Raw genomic sequence first — 17626 nt, 5'->3', positions numbered from 1 at the left:
CGGTGTATCGCGAGATCGCGCCGTCCGACATCGAGCCCAACCCGCGCCCGCCGGGGCCAGGTCCGGACTCGGTCCCCCGATCAACACGTCCGCCGCCGCGTCCCCCATCCGGGGGCCCAGGGTCGCGGGGCCCGAGTCACCCTCGGCGGGGCCCGTCGGGATCAGCGAAGCGAGGCCCCGGCCGAGGCCGCCCTTCTTGCGTAACGGCTGCGTCATGGTCGTCCCTTCACGGATGGTGGTCAGTCGCGTTCGGCGAGTTCGCGGCTCGCGTCGAGATAGCTCATCGCCCCGCGCGAGCCAGGGTCGTAGTCGATGATGGTCATGCTGTAACCGGGGGCCTCCGAGACTTTGACGCTACGCGGGATCACCGTGCGCAAGACCTTGGTCCCGAAGTAGCGACGCACCTCTTCGGCCACCTGGTCGGCCAGTTTGGTCCGGCCGTCATACATCGTGAGCACCACGGTGCTCACGTTGAGTTGCGGGTTGAGGTGCGCCTTGACCATCTCGATGTTGCGCATCAGCTGGGAAACGCCCTCCAGCGCGTAGTACTCGCACTGGATCGGGATCATCACCTCGGGCGCTGCGACGAGCGCATTGATGGTGAGCAGACCCAGCGACGGCGGGCAGTCGACAAAGACGTAGTCGAAGTCGAGGTCGTCCAGGTCGGCCAGTGCCGTCCGCAACCGGTTCTCGCGCGCCACCATGCTGACCAATTCGATCTCGGCACCGGCCAAATCGATGGTGGCGGGAACGCAGAACAGATGGTCGTTGTGCGGGCTGCGCCGCAGGGCGTCCTTGACGGACACCTCGCCGATGAGCACCTCGTACGACGAGGGGGTACCGGATTGCCTGTCGGTGATGCCGAGCGCCGTGCTGGCATTGCCCTGCGGGTCGAGGTCGATGACCAAGGTCTTGAGCCCCTGCAGGGCGAGCGCGGCGGCGAGGTTGACCGCGGTGGTGGTCTTACCGACGCCGCCCTTTTGATTGGCGACGGTGAGGATGCGGCGGTGGCTAGGCCGGCGCAGTGGCGGATAGGTGGTGTGCAGAACGCGCATCGCGCGCTCGGCGGCCGCCCCGATCGGGGTGTCGAATTCATCGGGTGTTTCACGTGAAACATTGGCCGGCGACTCCTCGATGGCGCCGGGCACGAGAGGTGCCGGGGCGTCGGGCGCAGCGGGCACCTGGACGTGCGCGGCGTTCGGGGGTGGCCCGGCCGTCGGCGATTCCTCCGGAGTGCTCATCGGTGCCCCGCCTTCCCGATCCGTGCCGACTGCCGGCCCGGCCGCTGCGCGCGTCGCGCGATAACTACGGTTGCGGGGGGACGCAAATAGGTCGCGCCACATGTCACCACCCTGGCATCAACGGCGCCTGATGCTGCCATCACACGCCGGTACTGTTCAACTTCCTCGCGGGCGCGCTCGCCTTTGATCGCAAGCATCCGACCGCCTGGCCGGAGCAGCGGCATGCTCCACTTCGCCAACTTGTCCAACGACGCAACCGCTCGTGACACCGCCGCATCCCTTTCCCCGAACTGGCGTCGCACCCACAGTTCCTCGGCTCGGCCGCGGATCACCTCGACGGCCAACCCTAGTTGGTCGACGACCTCGGTGAGAAATTCGCTTCGCCGCAACAGCGGTTCGAGCAGAACCATCTCGATGTCCGGCCGTGCCAGCGCGAGTGGGATGCCGGGCAGTCCCGCACCGCTGCCGATGTCGATCACGCGATCGCCCTTGTCCAAGAGCTCGGCGGCCGCGGCGCTGTTGAGCAGGTGGCGGTCCCAGATGCGGTCTACTTCGCGCGGTCCGAGTAGTCCTCGCTCCACTCCCGGGCCAGCGAGTAACTGCGCGTACCGCTGGGCCAGGTCGAGGCGCGGTCCGAAGATCGTCTTCGCGGCCTCCGGCGTGGCGCCGGGCTGGGGAGGCTCGCCTTGGTCCACCGAGGGATCGAGGGGGCCGACATGTTTCACGTGAAACATCCTCTGTTTTGCCTGACGCGCTACTGGTGCCGCGACGCCGGAACTACACGGCTGTAACTCGCTAGTCGTGTAGGACGACGACCCGGCGCGCGGGCTCCACGCCTTCGCTTTCGCTGTGCACGCCGGGCACCGCGGCGACGGCGTCGTGAACGATCTTGCGTTCGAACGGTGTCATCGGGGACAGCTCCTCGCGCTCGCCGGATTCCAACACCCGCCGCGCCACCTTGTCGCCGAGCGCCGCCAGCTCCTCGCGGCGCCGGCGGCGCCAACTGGCAATGTCGAGCATCAGCCGGCTGCGGACACCCGTCTTCTGGTGCACGGCCAATCGGGTGAGCTCTTGCAGCGCGTCGAGGACCTCGCCGCCACGGCCCACCAACTTGTTCAAGTCGTCGCTGCCGTCGATGCTCACAACAGCGCGGTTGCCCTCGACGTCGAGATCGATGTCCCCGTCGAAGTCCAACAGGTCGAGCAACTCTTCCAGGTAGTCGCCGGCGATCTCCCCCTCCGCGACCAACCGCTCCTCCAGGTCGTCGAATTCGTCCGCGCGCGCCTCGGCCCCGTTCTCGGACCGCGCGTCCAGGTCGGAGTCGACGTCGGGTTGGGTGGTGGTGTCTGCGTCCGTCATGTCTTTCTCTCCCTCATCCATGGGTTCCTGCCAATCGGGGAAACCCGCCCGAGGCGGCCCGGCATGGCTCTGTCTCCCTTGTCAGCGTTTGCGTTTCTTGGGCCGCGCGCCCGGCGGCGGCGTGCGGTTGGTCGCGCCGCCGCTTTGTCCACCTGCATTCGGCTTGCCCGACGGCGGCTTGGCCGCCGCGCCATCGCCATCGGAGCCATCCAAGGCATCGGGGTCCGACTCCCCGTCCCCCGCGGCCGGTGACCCGTTGCCCGCCGGCTGCCCCGCCTTCGGGCTTCGCTTGGGTTTGGCTCCCGGCGCCGGGGCGTTGGCGGCTCGGCGTTGCAGCGCTTCTTGCTTCTTGGCCTCGTCCTCTTTTTCGATCATGCCGAACACGTAGTGCTGCTGGCCGAACGTCCAGATGTTGTTCGCGAACCAGTACAAGATGATCGCGAGGGGCAGGAACGGCCCGCCTACGACCACGCCGAGCGGAAACACGTACAACGCAAGCTTGTTCATCATCGCGGTCTGGGGATTGGCCGCGGCCTCTGGACTTTGCCGCGCCACCGATGCGCGGCTGTTGAAGTACGTCGCGATGCCGGCGAGGATCATCACCGGCGCTCCGACCGCGATGACGGCCGGGCGGCTGAAGATCGTGAACGCGTCCAACCCGGTCCGTTGCGTCATGAAAGCGCCGATCGGGGCGCCGAACAAATTCGCGTCCAAGAAGTGCCCGACGTCGGTAGGCGTGAACACGTAGTTTCCGGTGAGCCGGTTCTGGGCCACCGACAGGTGCGGCTGGCCGAAGCCGCCGGTCGTCCGGTTGAACGACCTCAACACGTGATAGAGCCCCAGGAACACCGGAATCTGGGCCAGCATCGGCAGACAGCCAAGAATTGGGTTGAAGCCGTGTTCGCGCTGCAGCTTCTGCATCTCCAGCGCCATCCGCTGGCGGTCCTTGCCGTACTTCTTCTGCAGCGCCTTGATTTGCGGTTGCAGTTCCTGCATCTGCCGCGTGGTGCGGATCTGTCGCACGAACGGCTTGTAGAGCAGAGCACGGAGGGTGAACACCAGGAACATGACCGACAGCGCCCACGCGAAGAAGCTCGACGGTCCCAGCATTGCGGCGAAGAGCTTGTACCAGACCCACATGATCCACGACACCGGGTAGTAGACGAAGTCGAGGCTAAAGAAATCAAACAAGAGTTCCACTCTCCCCTCGCGCCGCCGGGCATGCCGCCGCGACGCTCACGTCTTCGAAGTGCTTGCTTTCCGAGCGCTCCGGTATGGGATCCCATCCGCCCCGATGCCATGGTCCGCACTTGCCGAGCCGCACCACAGCCAGCCAACTCCCCCGCCCCACGCCATACTCGGTCAAGGCGTCAACCGCGTACTGGCTACAGGTCGGCATGAAGCGGCACGTGGCCGGCCGTAATGGCGAAATCATGTGCCGGTACAGCTCAATCAACCAGATCAGACCCCGAGCGGCCGCGCTCCCCGCCGTGCGGATGGCGGTCCGTGCCGGCGCCGTCGCGGTCACCGGTCCTGTCCCGCCGCCTGGAGCGCCCGTCGCAGACCGTGGCGCAATTCTTCTGCCAACCGCGCCGACGATGCCGTCCGACTCCCGGGCAGGGCCCGGATCACCATCTGGTCGGATTCGCCAAGCTCACCCAGGACTGAGCGGGCCACGTGCCGCAGTCGCCGCGACACCCGGTGGCGTTCGACCGCCGAACCCACGGACTTGCCGACGATCAATCCGACCTGAGGAGCTGTCGCCGCCACACCGTCGGCCCGGCGCCGGACGTGGACGACGACATCGGGCTGCGCCGCACGAACGCCGCGCTTCACCGTCGCGTCGAACTCCGTTGACCGCCTCATGCGGTTGCGTGCCGGAAGCACCGCCGAAAAACCCGACGTTGCGATCAGGCAGAAAGCGCGCGGCGTCCCTTACGGCGCCGGCTCGACACAATCGAGCGGCCGGCGCGGGTGCGCATGCGCAACCGGAAGCCATGCACGCGGGCTCGGCGCCGGTTATTCGGCTGGAAGGTCCGCTTGCCCTTGGCCACGACGTTCTCCTCGTTGTGTCTCGCATTTCCATCCGGCCGGCCAGACGTCTCGCTCGGTTCGTCTGCGGGTCGGTCGAAGGTAATCTTGCTGCTGGCCGGCGCGGTCCCCAGGCAGACCTGGGTCGCAGCCGCATCGCCGACTTTCGGGCGACTGTTTGAGGGTACTGACCGCGCTTCGCCTGGTCAAACCTGGCCTGCCACAACGAACGCGCTCGATCCCCGGAGGAAAACCGCGCCCCGCCGGCCGGCCCACACTCGCTTCCCCGCCGGCACCGACGTGAACCAGGCCCAACCAACCCTAAACAACGCGATTGGAATGCAGCAGAACGGTTGGCAGCCGCACGGAAAACTGTTAGCTTCTGCCAGTGTCGTTTTAGACTGCAACGGCGCTCGAAAACGAAGCGAGGATGGTGGATCGACTAGCTGCCTAGACAGCCTTCATAGGTTTTCTTCCAGCACGGAGATCGCGAGCCGTCGCCGGCAGGCTGTGGCTCGCATACGCTCATCCTGTCCACACCTGTGTATAACTATGTGGACAGTTACTTTGTCGCTCAGCGCGGTTGGTACTTCGACCCGGGATGCTCGAGAACCAGGGGGATGCGTCTTTGGCCGATGACCCCGGTTCAGGTTTCACGACCGTGTGGAACGCGGTCGTTTCGGAGCTCAACGGGGAATCCACCCCGGACGGCGTAGCCGCCAACCGCACCACGCTCATCGCTCCCCTCACCCCCCAGCAGCGGGCATGGCTGAATCTGGTCCAACCGCTGACCATCGTCGAGGGCTTCGCCCTACTGTCGGTGCCCAGCAGTTTCGTCCAGAACGAAATTGAACGGCACCTCCGCGCCCCGATCACCGACGCCCTCAGTCGTCGCCTCGGGCAGCAGATCCAGCTCGGGGTGCGCATCGCACCGCCCGACGACGACACTGACGAGACCCTCATTCCGCAGGCTGAACCGTTTGCGCAACCCGAAGCCCCACTGGCGGACGATGACGCCATTGATATCGACGAGGCCGACGAAGCCGGCGAAATCACCGAAACTGCCCAGCAGAGTTGGCCCAACTACTTCACCGAGCGACCGCACCCGACCGATTCGGCTGTCGCCGGCGGGACGAGCCTGAACCGGCGCTACACGTTCGACACGTTCGTCATCGGGGCATCTAATCGCTTCGCGCACGCGGCGGCCCTGGCCATCGCTGAGGCACCAGCGCGCGCTTACAACCCGTTGTTCATTTGGGGTGAGTCCGGTCTGGGCAAGACACACCTGCTGCATGCCGCGGGCAACTACGCGCAGCGACTATTCCCGGGGATGCGGGTGAAATACGTATCCACCGAGGAGTTCACCAACGACTTCATCAACTCGCTGCGCGACGACCGCAAGGTCGCCTTCAAGCGCAGTTACCGCGACGTCGACGTGCTCCTGGTCGATGACATTCAGTTCATCGAGGGCAAAGAAGGTATCCAGGAAGAGTTCTTCCACACCTTCAACACGCTGCACAACGCGAACAAGCAGATCGTCATCTCCTCCGATCGGCCGCCTAAACAGCTCGCCACCCTCGAAGACCGCCTCCGGACCCGGTTCGAGTGGGGCTTGATCACCGATGTCCAGCCGCCCGAACTCGAGACCCGCATCGCCATCTTGCGCAAGAAGGCGCAGATGGAGCGACTCGCAGTTCCCGACGACGTGCTGGAACTCATCGCCAGCAGCATCGAACGCAACATCCGCGAGCTCGAGGGCGCCCTGATCCGGGTCACCGCGTTCGCCTCGCTGAACAAGACGCCGATCGACAAGGCGCTGGCCGAAATCGTGCTGCGCGACCTCATCGCTGACGCCAGCACGATGCAGATCAGCGCGGCCACGATCATGGCCGCCACCGCCGAGTACTTCGACACCACGGTGGAAGAACTCCGCGGCCCCGGCAAGACGCGGGCACTGGCGCAATCACGCCAGATCGCGATGTATCTCTGCCGCGAGCTCACCGACCTGTCGCTGCCCAAGATCGGACAGGCATTCGGCCGCGATCACACCACAGTCATGTACGCCCAGCGCAAGATCTTGTCCGAAATGGCCGAACGGCGTGAGGTCTTCGATCACGTCAAAGAGCTCACCACGCGCATCCGCCAGCGCTCCAAGCGCTGACGCGGGCATCCCTGCGCACTCATCGCCACATTTTTTTCCAAAAAACTTCTCGCACGTCTGTCACACCCGCCACAGCCTGTGGTTGTGCGCGACACTGTGCACAACGCGATCAAACACCCGTGTACTACGCGGCGCCGCGTGCACAACCGCTCATGCTCCCCAACGGCCCCACACCGGACTCACAGTTATGCACCCCGTAATCCACAGCCCCATCCCCGCCCTAGCTGCGTCGAACCGTAGCCGTCCCCAGAACCCACAGCCCTTATTACTAGTACTGAGATCTCTTCGTCGTTTCTTCTTTGAAATACAGCGCTGGGGAAGTTCGGTCGAACACCACGCACGGATCCGCCGGCAGCCGGGCTTGTCGGGGTTCTCGATTAGCTTTCAAGATGGCCCCGGACGATCTACGGTTGTTCTTCGACTGCCGTTGCGGTCGTCGTTGGCATGACGTGTCAGTGGCGTTCGTGGCGGAGCCCCTCGCTAGCGAACGCGGCTAGCTAACGGACTTTTTGAAACTCTCGGCAGGTGAAGGGACGCTATGGACGCGGCGACGACAAGGGCTGGCCTCAGCGACTTGAAGTTTCGTTTGGTGCGGGAGTCCTTCGCCGACGCGGTGTCGTGGGTGGCGAAAAACCTGCCGACCCGGCCGGCGGTGCCGGTGCTTTCGGGAGTGTTGTTATCCGGGTCCGATGAGGGCCTGACGATCTCCGGATTCGATTACGAAGTCTCCGCCGAAGCGCAGGTTGCAGCCGAGATAGCTTCTCCTGGAAGCGTTTTGGTGTCTGGAAGGTTGTTATCGGACATCACCCGGGCACTGCCGAACAAGCCGGTCGACTTTTACGTCGACGGCAACCGGGTGGCCTTGAACTGCGGAAGTGCCAGGTTTTCGTTGCCGACGATGGCGGTCGAGGATTACCCGACGCTGCCGGGCCTGCCGGAAGAGACCGGGACGTTGTCCGCGGATCTCTTTGCAGAGGCCATCAGCCAGGTCGCGATCGCGGCCGGCCGGGACGACACGTTGCCGATGTTGACGGGAATTCGGGTCGAGATCTCGGGCAACACCGTGGTTTTGGCCGCGACCGACAGGTTCCGCCTGGCGGTGCGCGAGTTGACGTGGTCGGCATCGTCGCCGGATATCGAAGCGGCTGTGCTGGTGCCGGCGAAGACGTTGGCCGAGGCGGCCCGGGCCGGTGCCGATGGTTCCGAGGTTCGGTTGTCGTTGGGTGCCGGCAGCGGCGTAGGCAAAGACGGGCTGCTTGGCATCAGTGGCAACGGCAAGCGGAGTACGACGCGGCTGCTGGATGCGGAGTTCCCGAAGTTCCGTCAACTGTTGCCGGCCGAGCATACGGCGGTGGCGACCATCAACGTCGCCGAGCTGACCGAGGCGATCAAGCTGGTGGCGTTGGTCGCCGATCGGGGTGCGCAGGTGCGGATGGAGTTCTCCGAGGGCTCGCTGCGGTTGTCTGCGGGTGCCGACGATGTGGGCCGTGCCGAAGAGGACCTTGCCGTCGATTTTGTGGGCGAGCCGTTGACGATCGCGTTCAACCCGACCTACTTGACCGATGGGCTGGCCGCGGTTCATTCCGAACGGGTGTCATTCGGTTTCACCACGCCCGGCAAGCCGGCGTTGCTGCGTCCGGCCTCGGGTGACGACAGTTCACCCACCGGAAACGGTCCCTTTGCGGCGTTGCCCACGGATTACGTCTATCTGCTGATGCCAGTTCGGTTGCCCGGATAGGTGTACGTCCGGCATTTGGGACTGCGCGATTTCCGGTCCTGGGCGCACGCCGACCTCGAACTGGAGCCAGGCCGGACGGTGTTTGTCGGATCCAACGGCTTCGGCAAAACGAATCTCATTGAGGCGCTGTGGTTTTCGACCACGTTGGGCTCGCATCGGGTAGGCACCGATACGCCCTTGATCAGGGCCGGCGCCGAGCGCGCGGTGGTGTCGACGATCGTGGTCAACGAGGGCCGAGAATGCGCGATCGATCTCGAAATCGCGGCGGGGCGGGCAAACAAGGCGCGGCTGAATCGTTCCCCGGTGCGCAGCACGCGCGAGGTGATCGGGGTTTTGCGCGCCGTGCTTTTTGCTCCCGAAGACTTGGCCCTGGTGCGTGGGGATCCCTCGGAGCGGCGCCGCTACCTTGACGATTTGGCGACGGTGCGGCGCCCGGCGGTCGCCGCGGTGCGCGCGGATTACGAGAAGGTGCTGCGCCAGCGCACGGCGCTGTTGAAGTCCGCCGCCGGAATTCGGCACCGAGGTGACCGCGGCGCCCTGGACACCCTCGACGTGTGGGACAGTCGGTTGGCGGAACACGGCGCCGAGTTGATGGCCGCGCGGATCGACTTGGTGAACCAGTTGGCACCCGAGGTGGAGAAGGCCTACCAACTCCTTGCCCCGGCCTCGCGGCCGGCGTCGATCACCTACCGCACCAGCCTCGCTGAGCCGGCGGCGACCGGCGACCGCGATTTCCTCGAAGCCGCATTGCTGGCTGCGTTAGCAGACCGGCGTGACGCGGAGTTGGAGCGCGGCATGTGTCTGGTAGGCCCGCATCGCGACGATCTGGAACTATGGCTGGGTGATCAGCCCGCCAAAGGCTTTGCCAGCCATGGGGAATCGTGGTCCTTCGCGATCGCGTTGCGGCTGGCCTCCTATGAATTGTTGCGCGCCGATGGCACCGAGCCCGTGCTGCTGCTCGATGACGTGTTCGCCGAACTGGACGCGGCCCGCCGCCGGGCGTTGGCGACGGTGGCCGAATCGGCGGAACAGGTATTGGTCACCGCGGCGGTAGTCGAGGACATTCCCGCCGGCTGGGCGGCCAGCCAGATACCGATCGATTTACGCGACGACGATCTCGGCCGGATCTCGGAGGTGCGGTCATGACGGGCAGCGACGACGAACAAGAATCGGCGACCGCCGACCCGGGTTTATTGCGCGGGATCGACTTGGTCAGGCGCACCCTTGAGGAAGCCCGCGCCGCGGCCCGCGCACAAGGCAAAGATGCCGGACGAGGCCGGTCGACCCCGCCACCGGGCCGCCGCGTGGCCGGTCAGCGCCGAAGCTGGTCGGGGCCCGGACCGGACGCCCGCGATCCGCAACCCCTGGGCCGGCTCGCGCGGGACTTGGCCAAGAAGCGCGGTTGGTCCGCGCAGGTCGCCGAAGGGACCGTGTTCGGTAATTGGGCATCCGTGGTGGGCCATCAGATCGCCGACCATGCGACGCCGACCGCGTTGAGCGACGGGGTGCTCAGCGTGGCCGCCGAATCCACCGCCTGGGCCACCCAGTTGCGGATGATCCAATCGCAGCTGTTGGCCAAGATCGCCGCGGCCGTCGGCAACGGTGTGGTGACATCGCTGAAAATCACCGGGCCGACGGCGCCGTCGTGGCGCAAGGGGCCCCGGCACATCGCCGGACGGGGCCCCCGCGACACCTACGGCTAGCGCGCCGACCGGCGACGAACCATCCCCAGCCGTGATTTCATCAACAGGCCGCTCAAAGCCGCCAGGACGACGTGAAGTGCCTTGACGCACGTCGGGACGCGGCAGGAATAGAAAAATTGCCCGCACGGCGCAGTTAGCTAGGTAGAAACGCGCCCGGAGAATCGGTGCGGACGGCTCATCACGGTAGACTGGCTGCATGCGGCTGCTGCGGTGACTGGAACCGCCCGCATGAAACCCCAAGGAGAGCGTTCCGACCGTGGCTGCCCAGAAGAAGAAGGCGCAAGACGAATACGGCGCGTCAGCGATCACCGTGCTCGAGGGCCTGGAGGCCGTCCGCAAACGCCCCGGCATGTACATCGGGTCCACCGGCGAGCGCGGTCTGCACCACCTCATCTGGGAGGTGGTCGACAACTCGGTGGACGAGGCGATGGCCGGTTACGCCACGAGGGTCGATGTGCGGCTACTCGACGACGGCAGCGTAGAGGTCGCCGACGACGGGCGCGGCATTCCGGTGGCCATGCACGCAACCGGTGCGCCCACCGTCGACGTGGTGATGACGCAGCTGCACGCCGGCGGCAAGTTCGGTGGCGAAAACAGTGGTTACACGGTCAGCGGTGGGTTGCACGGCGTCGGCGTGTCGGTGGTCAACGCGCTGTCCACCCGGCTGGAAGTCACCATCAAACGCGACGGGCATGAGTGGTTTCAGTATTACGACCGCGCCGTGCCCGGCACCCTCAAGCAGGGCGAGGCGACCAAGAAGACCGGGACCACCATCAGGTTTTGGGCCGATCCCGAAATATTCGAAACCACCCAGTACGACTTCGAGACCGTGGCACGGCGTCTGCAGGAGATGGCGTTCCTGAACAAGGGCCTCACCATCAACCTCACCGACGAGCGCGTGGAGCAGGACGAGGTCGTCGACGAAGTTGTCAGCGACACCGCCGAGGCGCCCAAGTCCGCCGAGGAGAAGGCCGCGGAAAACTCTGCCCCGCATAAGGTCAAGCACCGCACCTTCCACTACCCCGGCGGCCTGGTCGACTTCGTCAAGCACATCAACCGCACCAAGAGCCCGATTCAGCAGAGCGTCATCGACTTCGACGGAAAAGGCACCGGCCACGAGGTCGAAATCGCCATGCAGTGGAACGGCGGCTACTCGGAGTCGGTGCACACCTTCGCCAACACCATCAACACCCACGAGGGCGGCACCCATGAAGAGGGGTTCCGCAGCGCGCTGACCTCGGTGGTGAACAAGTACGCCAAGGACAAGAAGCTGCTCAAGGAGAAGGATGCCAACCTCACCGGTGACGACATCCGCGAAGGCCTCGCGGCGGTCATCTCCGTCAAGGTCGCCGAGCCCCAATTCGAGGGCCAGACCAAGACCAAGCTTGGCAACACCGAGGTCAAGTCGTTCGTGCAAAGGGTGTGCAACGAACAGCTGACTCACTGGTTCGAGGCGAACCCGTCCGAGGCGAAAACCGTTGTGAACAAGGCGGTCTCGTCAGCACAGGCGCGGATCGCGGCCCGCAAGGCGCGTGAGCTGGTGCGCCGCAAGAGCGCCACCGACGTCGGGGGCCTGCCCGGCAAGCTCGCCGACTGCCGCTCCACCGACCCGCGGAAATCGGAACTCTATGTGGTGGAGGGCGATTCGGCCGGCGGCTCGGCCAAGAGTGGCCGCGACTCGATGTTCCAGGCGATCCTGCCGTTGCGCGGCAAGATCATCAACGTCGAGAAGGCCCGCATCGACCGCGTGCTGAAGAACACCGAAGTCCAGGCGATCATCACCGCGCTGGGCACCGGCATTCACGACGAATTCGACATCAGCAAGCTGCGCTACCACAAGATCGTGCTGATGGCCGACGCCGACGTGGACGGCCAGCACATCTCGACGCTGCTGTTGACCCTGTTGTTCCGCTTCATGCGCCCGCTGATCGAGAACGGGCACGTCTTCCTGGCGCAGCCGCCGCTGTACAAACTGAAATGGCAGCGCACCGATCCGGAGTTCGCCTACTCCGATCGCGAGCGTGATGGTCTGCTCGAGGCCGGACTCAAGGCCGGCAAGAAGATCAACAAAGAGGACGGCATCCAGCGCTACAAGGGTCTGGGTGAGATGGACGCCAAAGAGTTGTGGGAGACCACCATGGACCCGACGGTCAGGGTTTTGCGTCAGATCACCCTGGACGACGCGGCGGCCGCCGACGAGCTGTTCTCGATTCTGATGGGCGAAGACGTCGACGCGCGCCGCAGCTTCATCACCCGCAACGCCAAAGACGTTCGCTTCCTTGATGTCTGATTCGATTTCGCACGATCTAACCCGAGGACTACATGACTGACACCACGCTGCCACCCGGCGGCGAAGCCGGCGACCGCATCGAACCTGTCGACATCCAGCAGGAGATGCAGCGCAGCTATATCGATTACGCGATGAGCGTGATCGTCGGGCGCGCTCTACCGGAGGTGCGTGACGGCCTCAAGCCGGTGCACCGCCGGGTGCTGTACGCGATGTTCGACTCGGGCTTCCGGCCCGACCGCGGCCACGCGAAATCGGCACGTTCGGTGGCGGAGACGATGGGCAACTATCACCCGCACGGCGATTCGTCGATCTACGACACCCTGGTGCGGATGGCGCAGCCGTGGTCGCTACGGTACCCCCTGGTCGACGGTCAGGGCAACTTCGGTTCGCCGGGCAACGATCCACCGGCGGCGATGCGGTACTGCCTGACGGAAGATGCGTTGGTGCGCTTACCCTTTGGGCAATCCATACGAATCGGCGATATTGTTCCGGGTGCGTCCCCGAACTCGGATAACAAGGTAGAGCTCAAGGTCCTGGATCGGCACGGCAATCCGGTGGTCGCAGATCGCCTGTTCCACTCGGGCGAGCACCAGACCTACACGGTGCGTACTGCCGAAGGCTACGAAGTCACCGGAACGTCGAACCACCCGCTGCTGTGTCTGGTCGATGTTGCCGGCGTGCCCACACTGCTGTGGAAGCTGATCGACGAGATCCGGCCCAACGACTGCGTCGTGGTCCAGCGCACCCCCGCGGTGGAGTTCGGGCCCGGGGAATGGCACGACGTGCTGGAAGCCCTGCTGTTCGGTGCCTTCATCAGCGAGGGATTCGTATCGGTACGCCGCGCAGGTTTCAACAACCTGGATCGGGACTACTTCGATATGGTCGTCGGCGCGTACGACGCGGTGGTCGGCGGTCGGCGTTACGTGTCCTCGCGGACAATCGCCTCAGGTTCGCTGCTGCACGAACTCGACGTGCACAATCTGGCGGCGCTCAGGAAGACGCGGCTCGGCGAACTATGTGGGCAACGGTCCGCCGACAAGTATGTGCCGGAATGGCTCTGGCAGTCTCCGGCCGCGGTCAAGAGGGCATTTCTGCAAGCCCTCTTTGAGGGTGACGGTTCGTGTTCGGAGCTGCCGCGCAACACGATTCAAGTGTCATATTCGACGCGTAGCGGACGGCTCGCTGCCGAGGTACAGCAGATGCTGCTCGAATTCGGCGTTGTGTCGCGGCGTTACCAGCACGCGGTCGGCGAACACAAAGTCGTCATCACCAATCGCGCGCAAGCCGAAATGTTCGCGAGCCGGATCGGTTTTGGCGGCGCCAAGCAGGCCAAGCTGACCGCGATCCTGGCGGCCATGCCGGTATGCGCAGGCAGGGATGGCGACCACGTTCCCGGGCTGGCGGCCTTCATCCGGAAGCACGCGGGCGGCTCCTGGGCCGACCGGGATTGGCTGAATCGCCACAACCTAGACCGCATCCATCGCTGGCGGACGCGCGGCGCTGAAATCCTTTCGCACATCGCCGATCCCGACGTGCGTTCCATCGCGACCAACCTCACCGACGGCCGGTTCTACTATGCCCGCGTCGCATCCGTGACCGATGCCGGAGTGCAACCGGTATACAGCTTGCGGGTGGACACCGACGACCATGCGTTCCTCAGCAACGGCTTCGTCAGCCATAACACCGAGGCCCGGCTAACCCCGCTCGCGATGGAGATGCTGCGCGAAATCGACGAGGAGACAGTCGATTTCATCCCGAACTACGACGGCCGGGTGCAGGAACCCACGGTGCTGCCCAGCCGGTTCCCCAACCTGCTGGCCAACGGATCCGGCGGCATCGCGGTCGGGATGGCGACCAACATCCCGCCACACAACTTGCGCGAATTGGCAGAAGCCGTCTACTGGTGTCTGGACAATCACGAGGCCGACGAAGAAGCCACCCTGGCCGCAGTCTGCGAGCGGGTCAAGGGCCCGGACTTCCCCACCCACGGTCTGATCGTCGGTTCGCAGGGCATCCATGATGCCTACACCACCGGTCGCGGATCGATCCGGATGCGTGGAGTCGTTGAGATAGAAGAAGATTCGCGGGGCCGCACCTCGATCGTCATCACCGAGTTGCCCTATCAAGTCAACCACGACAACTTCATCACGTCGATCGCCGAGCAGGTCCGTGACGGCCGGCTCACCGGTATCGCCAACATCGAGGACCAATCCAGCGATCGGGTCGGCCTGCGCATCGTCGTCGAGATCAAGCGCGACGCGGTGGCCAAGGTGGTGCTGAACAACCTCTACAAGCACACCCAGCTGCAGACCAGCTTCGGCGCCAACATGTTGTCGATCGTCGACGGGGTGCCGCGCACGCTGCGGCTCGACCAGATGATCCGCTACTACGTGGCGCACCAACTCGACGTCATCGTTCGGCGCACCACCTACCGGCTGCGCAAGGCGAATGAACGCGCCCACATTCTGCGCGGTCTGGTCAAAGCGCTCGACGCGCTGGACGAAGTCATCGCGTTGATCCGGGCGTCGGAAACCGTCGACATCGCCCGGGCTGGACTGATCGAGCTGCTCGACATCGATGAGATCCAGGCGCAGGCCATCCTCGACATGCAGTTGCGTCGCCTGGCCGCTCTGGAGCGCCAGCGCATCATCGACGACCTGGCCAAGATCGAGGCCGAGATCGCCGACCTGGAAGACATCCTGGCCAAGCCAGAACGGCAGCGCGGCATCGTTCATGACGAGCTCGCCGAGATCGTCGAGAAGCACGGCGACGACCGACGGACCCGGATCATCGCGGCCGACGGTGACGTCAACGACGAGGACCTGATCGCCCGTGAAGAGGTCGTCGTCACCATCACCGAGACCGGTTACGCCAAGCGAACCAAGTCCGACCTCTACCGCAGCCAAAAGCGCGGCGGCAAGGGCGTGCAGGGTGCCGGCCTCAAGCAGGACGACATCGTCAAGCACTTCTTCGTCAGCTCGACGCACGACTGGATCCTGTTCTTCACCACCCAGGGGCGGGTCTACCGCGCCAAGGCGTACGAACTGCCCGAGGCGTCCAGGACGGCGCGCGGTCAGCACGTGGCGAACCTGCTGGCCTTTCAGCCGGAGGAACGCATCGCCCAGGTCATTCAGATCCGCGGCTACGAGGACGCCCCGTATCTGGTGCTGGCCACGCGCAACGGCCTGGTCAAGAAGACCAAGCTGACCGACTTCGACTCCAACCGATCGGGTGGAATCGTCGCGATCAACCTGCGCGACAACGACGAGTTGGTCGGCGCGGTGCTGTGCTCGGCGGACGAGGACCTGCTGCTGGTGTCGGCCAACGGCCAATCCATCCGGTTCTCGGCGACCGACGAGGCGCTGCGTCCGATGGGGCGCGCTACCTCCGGCGTCCAGGGCATGCGGTTCAACACCGACGATTACCTGTTGTCGCTCAACGTGGTTCGTGAAGGCACCTACCTGTTGGTGGCGACGTCCGGCGGCTACGCCAAGCGCACCGCGATCGAGGAGTATCCGGTGCAGGGGCGCGGCGGCAAGGGCGTGTTGACGGTCATGTTCGACCGGCGGCGCGGCAAGCTGGTGGGCGCGCTGATCGTCGACGATGACAGCGAGCTCTACGCCATCACCTCCGGGGGCGGGGTCATCCGCACCGCGGCGCGGCAGGTCCGCAAGGCGGGACGCCAGACCAAGGGCGTACGGCTGATGAACCTGGGCGAGGACAACACGCTGCTGGCCATCGCGCGCAACGCCGAGGAGAACGCGGACGAAGTCGCCGAGGAAGCGGAAGGCGCCGCGGAGTCCGATGGCTAGTCGGTGACAATCCCGGGGGCCCGGTTAATAGCCGGGCAATTAGACTCGGCCCGACCAGACAAAATGTGACTGCCATCGCCCCCGGGGGTCGTGGCAGGAGATCAAAGGAGTCGGGGTGAGCTCACCGAACGAGCCGGCCGCCCCCAAAAAGGGCGACGGCCTTAATGGGGATGGTTCGGCCGAGCGCGCTGGGATACACCGCGCGACACCGCCCGCACCGGCCGGCCGCGCCCCGGACGCGGGTGAATCGCCGCCGTGGCAGCAGCGCGGTGGGGCCCGGCCCCCGCAGGCACCCCAGCGCCAGAACGAGCCCCCCACCGAGGCCCGGCCGCCGGCGCCGTCGAGTGGTGTCGAGGCCCGGCTCAACCGGTTCGTCTCCGGCACTGCTGCCCCGGGCGCCGGCGCGCCCCCGCCAGGCAAGGCCCCGTCGCACGACGCCGACGCTCCCGGCGGGCGCGGTGACGGGCCTCCCTCGGAGGCCTATGCCAGCGAGCTGCCCGACCTGTCCGGCCCGATACCGCGGGGTCCGCAGCGCAAAACGGCACCCGACCGCGCGCCGGAGTCGTCGAGCTTGTCGGGGTCCGGCCGGTCGTCGGGGGCCGAGAGCCGCGAGGGCCGCGACACCCGCGAGAACCGCACCCAGGTGTCCCGGCGACCGCGCGGACCCGTGCGGGCCAGCATGCAGATCCGCCGGATTGATCCGTGGAGCACGCTGAAGGTGTCGCTACTGCTCTCGGTCGCGTTGTTCTTCGTCTGGATGATCGCCGTGGCCTTCCTGTACCTGGTCCTCGGCGGCATGGGCGTGTGGTCGAAGCTGAACAGCAACGTCGGGGACCTGCTTAACAACACCAGCGGCAGCAGCGGAGAACTGGTCTCAAGCGGCACCATCTTCGGGGGGGCCGTGTTGATCGGCCTGGTCAATATCGTGTTGTTGACGGCGATGGCCACCATCGCCGCGTTCGTCTACAACCTGACCACGGATCTGATCGGCGGCATCGAGGTGACGTTGGCCGACCGCGACTAGCGTTTTTGGGGGTGGGGCGGCAATTGCGGTAATCTCGTCGCTCGGCCGTACGCGTGTACGGGCCTATAGCTCAGGCGGTTAGAGCGCTTCGCTGATAACGAAGAGGTCGGAGGTTCGAGTCCTCCTAGGCCCACAACCATGTGCCCATCAAGACGTTGCGTAAGGCTGGCGCTGCCAATCACACTGATCGTTGTGGTGGCGGCGGTGGCGTGGTCCCGACGCGGGGTCGAAGTCTGGCACGTGGCGGTGGACGATCCCCCGGGTCAG

General features: G+C 65.4%; 14 protein-coding genes, 1 tRNA gene and 1 pseudogene. 8 read left to right on the top strand and 8 right to left on the bottom strand.

Annotated elements, in window-relative coordinates:
* From A5695_RS27840 to rpmH, 8 genes and pseudogenes are all read right to left on the bottom strand, one after another.
* A pseudogene (locus tag A5695_RS27840) lies at positions 1 to 216 on the bottom strand (chromosome partitioning protein ParB); the annotation flags it as partial.
* A 23-nt stretch (positions 217 to 239) separates the two neighbouring features.
* A complete protein-coding gene (locus tag A5695_RS19560; protein WP_231974908.1) occupies positions 240 to 1241 on the bottom strand; it encodes a ParA family protein in 1002 nt (333 codons plus the stop codon).
* Entirely contained in the window at positions 1238 to 1975 is a 738-nt protein-coding gene (rsmG, locus tag A5695_RS19555; RefSeq protein WP_068085798.1) for a 16S rRNA (guanine(527)-N(7))-methyltransferase RsmG, read from the bottom strand. The genes A5695_RS19560 and rsmG overlap by 4 nt, the downstream gene beginning before the upstream one ends.
* A 61-nt stretch (positions 1976 to 2036) precedes the next feature.
* Entirely contained in the window at positions 2037 to 2600 is a 564-nt protein-coding gene (locus A5695_RS19550) for a R3H domain-containing nucleic acid-binding protein (protein ID WP_068085795.1), read from the bottom strand.
* Positions 2601 to 2681: 81 nt separating this feature from the next.
* Positions 2682 to 3800: a membrane protein insertase YidC gene (yidC, locus tag A5695_RS19545; RefSeq protein ID WP_082946191.1), complete on the bottom strand. Its 1119-nt coding sequence runs from the start codon at positions 3798 to 3800 to the stop codon at positions 2682 to 2684.
* A complete protein-coding gene (yidD, locus tag A5695_RS27835) occupies positions 3784 to 4128 on the bottom strand; it encodes a membrane protein insertion efficiency factor YidD (protein ID WP_082946190.1) in 345 nt (114 codons plus the stop codon). The genes yidC and yidD overlap by 17 nt, the downstream gene beginning before the upstream one ends.
* A complete protein-coding gene (gene rnpA / locus A5695_RS19540; RefSeq protein ID WP_068085792.1) occupies positions 4125 to 4487 on the bottom strand; it encodes a ribonuclease P protein component in 363 nt (120 codons plus the stop codon). The genes yidD and rnpA overlap by 4 nt, the downstream gene beginning before the upstream one ends.
* 23 nt (positions 4488 to 4510) lie before the next feature.
* Entirely contained in the window at positions 4511 to 4654 is a 144-nt protein-coding gene (gene rpmH / locus A5695_RS27830) for a 50S ribosomal protein L34 (protein ID WP_073880743.1), read from the bottom strand.
* Between the two features lie 605 nt (positions 4655 to 5259).
* Here rpmH and dnaA point away from each other — a divergent pair.
* The 8 genes from dnaA to A5695_RS19500 all read left to right on the top strand — a co-directional run bounded on the left by dnaA (position 5260) and on the right by A5695_RS19500 (position 17492).
* The gene (gene dnaA, locus A5695_RS19535; protein ID WP_068085823.1) at positions 5260 to 6792 is read left to right on the top strand and encodes a chromosomal replication initiator protein DnaA; all 1533 of its coding nucleotides are present in this window, start codon (positions 5260 to 5262) and stop codon (positions 6790 to 6792) included.
* Between the two features lie 538 nt (positions 6793 to 7330).
* Complete coding sequence (gene dnaN, locus A5695_RS19530; RefSeq protein WP_068085788.1) at positions 7331 to 8530, top strand: DNA polymerase III subunit beta; 1200 nt, start codon at positions 7331 to 7333, stop codon at positions 8528 to 8530.
* Positions 8531 to 9676, top strand: coding sequence for a DNA replication/repair protein RecF (gene recF / locus A5695_RS19525; RefSeq protein WP_068085785.1), 1146 nt, complete (start codon positions 8531 to 8533; stop codon positions 9674 to 9676).
* Positions 9673 to 10233: a DUF721 family protein gene (locus A5695_RS19520; RefSeq protein WP_068085782.1), complete on the top strand. Its 561-nt coding sequence runs from the start codon at positions 9673 to 9675 to the stop codon at positions 10231 to 10233. The genes recF and A5695_RS19520 overlap by 4 nt, the downstream gene beginning before the upstream one ends.
* A gap of 256 nt (positions 10234 to 10489) precedes the next feature.
* Complete coding sequence (gene gyrB, locus A5695_RS19515; protein WP_068085780.1) at positions 10490 to 12523, top strand: DNA topoisomerase (ATP-hydrolyzing) subunit B; 2034 nt, start codon at positions 10490 to 10492, stop codon at positions 12521 to 12523.
* Between the two features lie 32 nt (positions 12524 to 12555).
* Entirely contained in the window at positions 12556 to 16335 is a 3780-nt protein-coding gene (gene gyrA / locus A5695_RS19510; protein ID WP_068085777.1) for an intein-containing DNA gyrase subunit A, read from the top strand.
* Positions 16336 to 16450: 115 nt separating this feature from the next.
* Complete coding sequence (locus A5695_RS19505; RefSeq protein WP_068085774.1) at positions 16451 to 17359, top strand: DUF3566 domain-containing protein; 909 nt, start codon at positions 16451 to 16453, stop codon at positions 17357 to 17359.
* 59 nt (positions 17360 to 17418) lie between these two features.
* Positions 17419 to 17492, top strand: a tRNA-Ile gene (locus A5695_RS19500).
* Positions 17493 to 17626: the final 134 nt, after the last annotated feature.

The sequence above is a fragment of the Mycobacterium sp. E1747 genome (assembly GCF_001667775.1).
Lineage (GTDB): Bacteria > Actinomycetota > Actinomycetes > Mycobacteriales > Mycobacteriaceae > Mycobacterium.
Note: the sequence above shows the minus strand (reverse complement) of the source record. Positions and strands in the feature narration are given on the sequence as shown.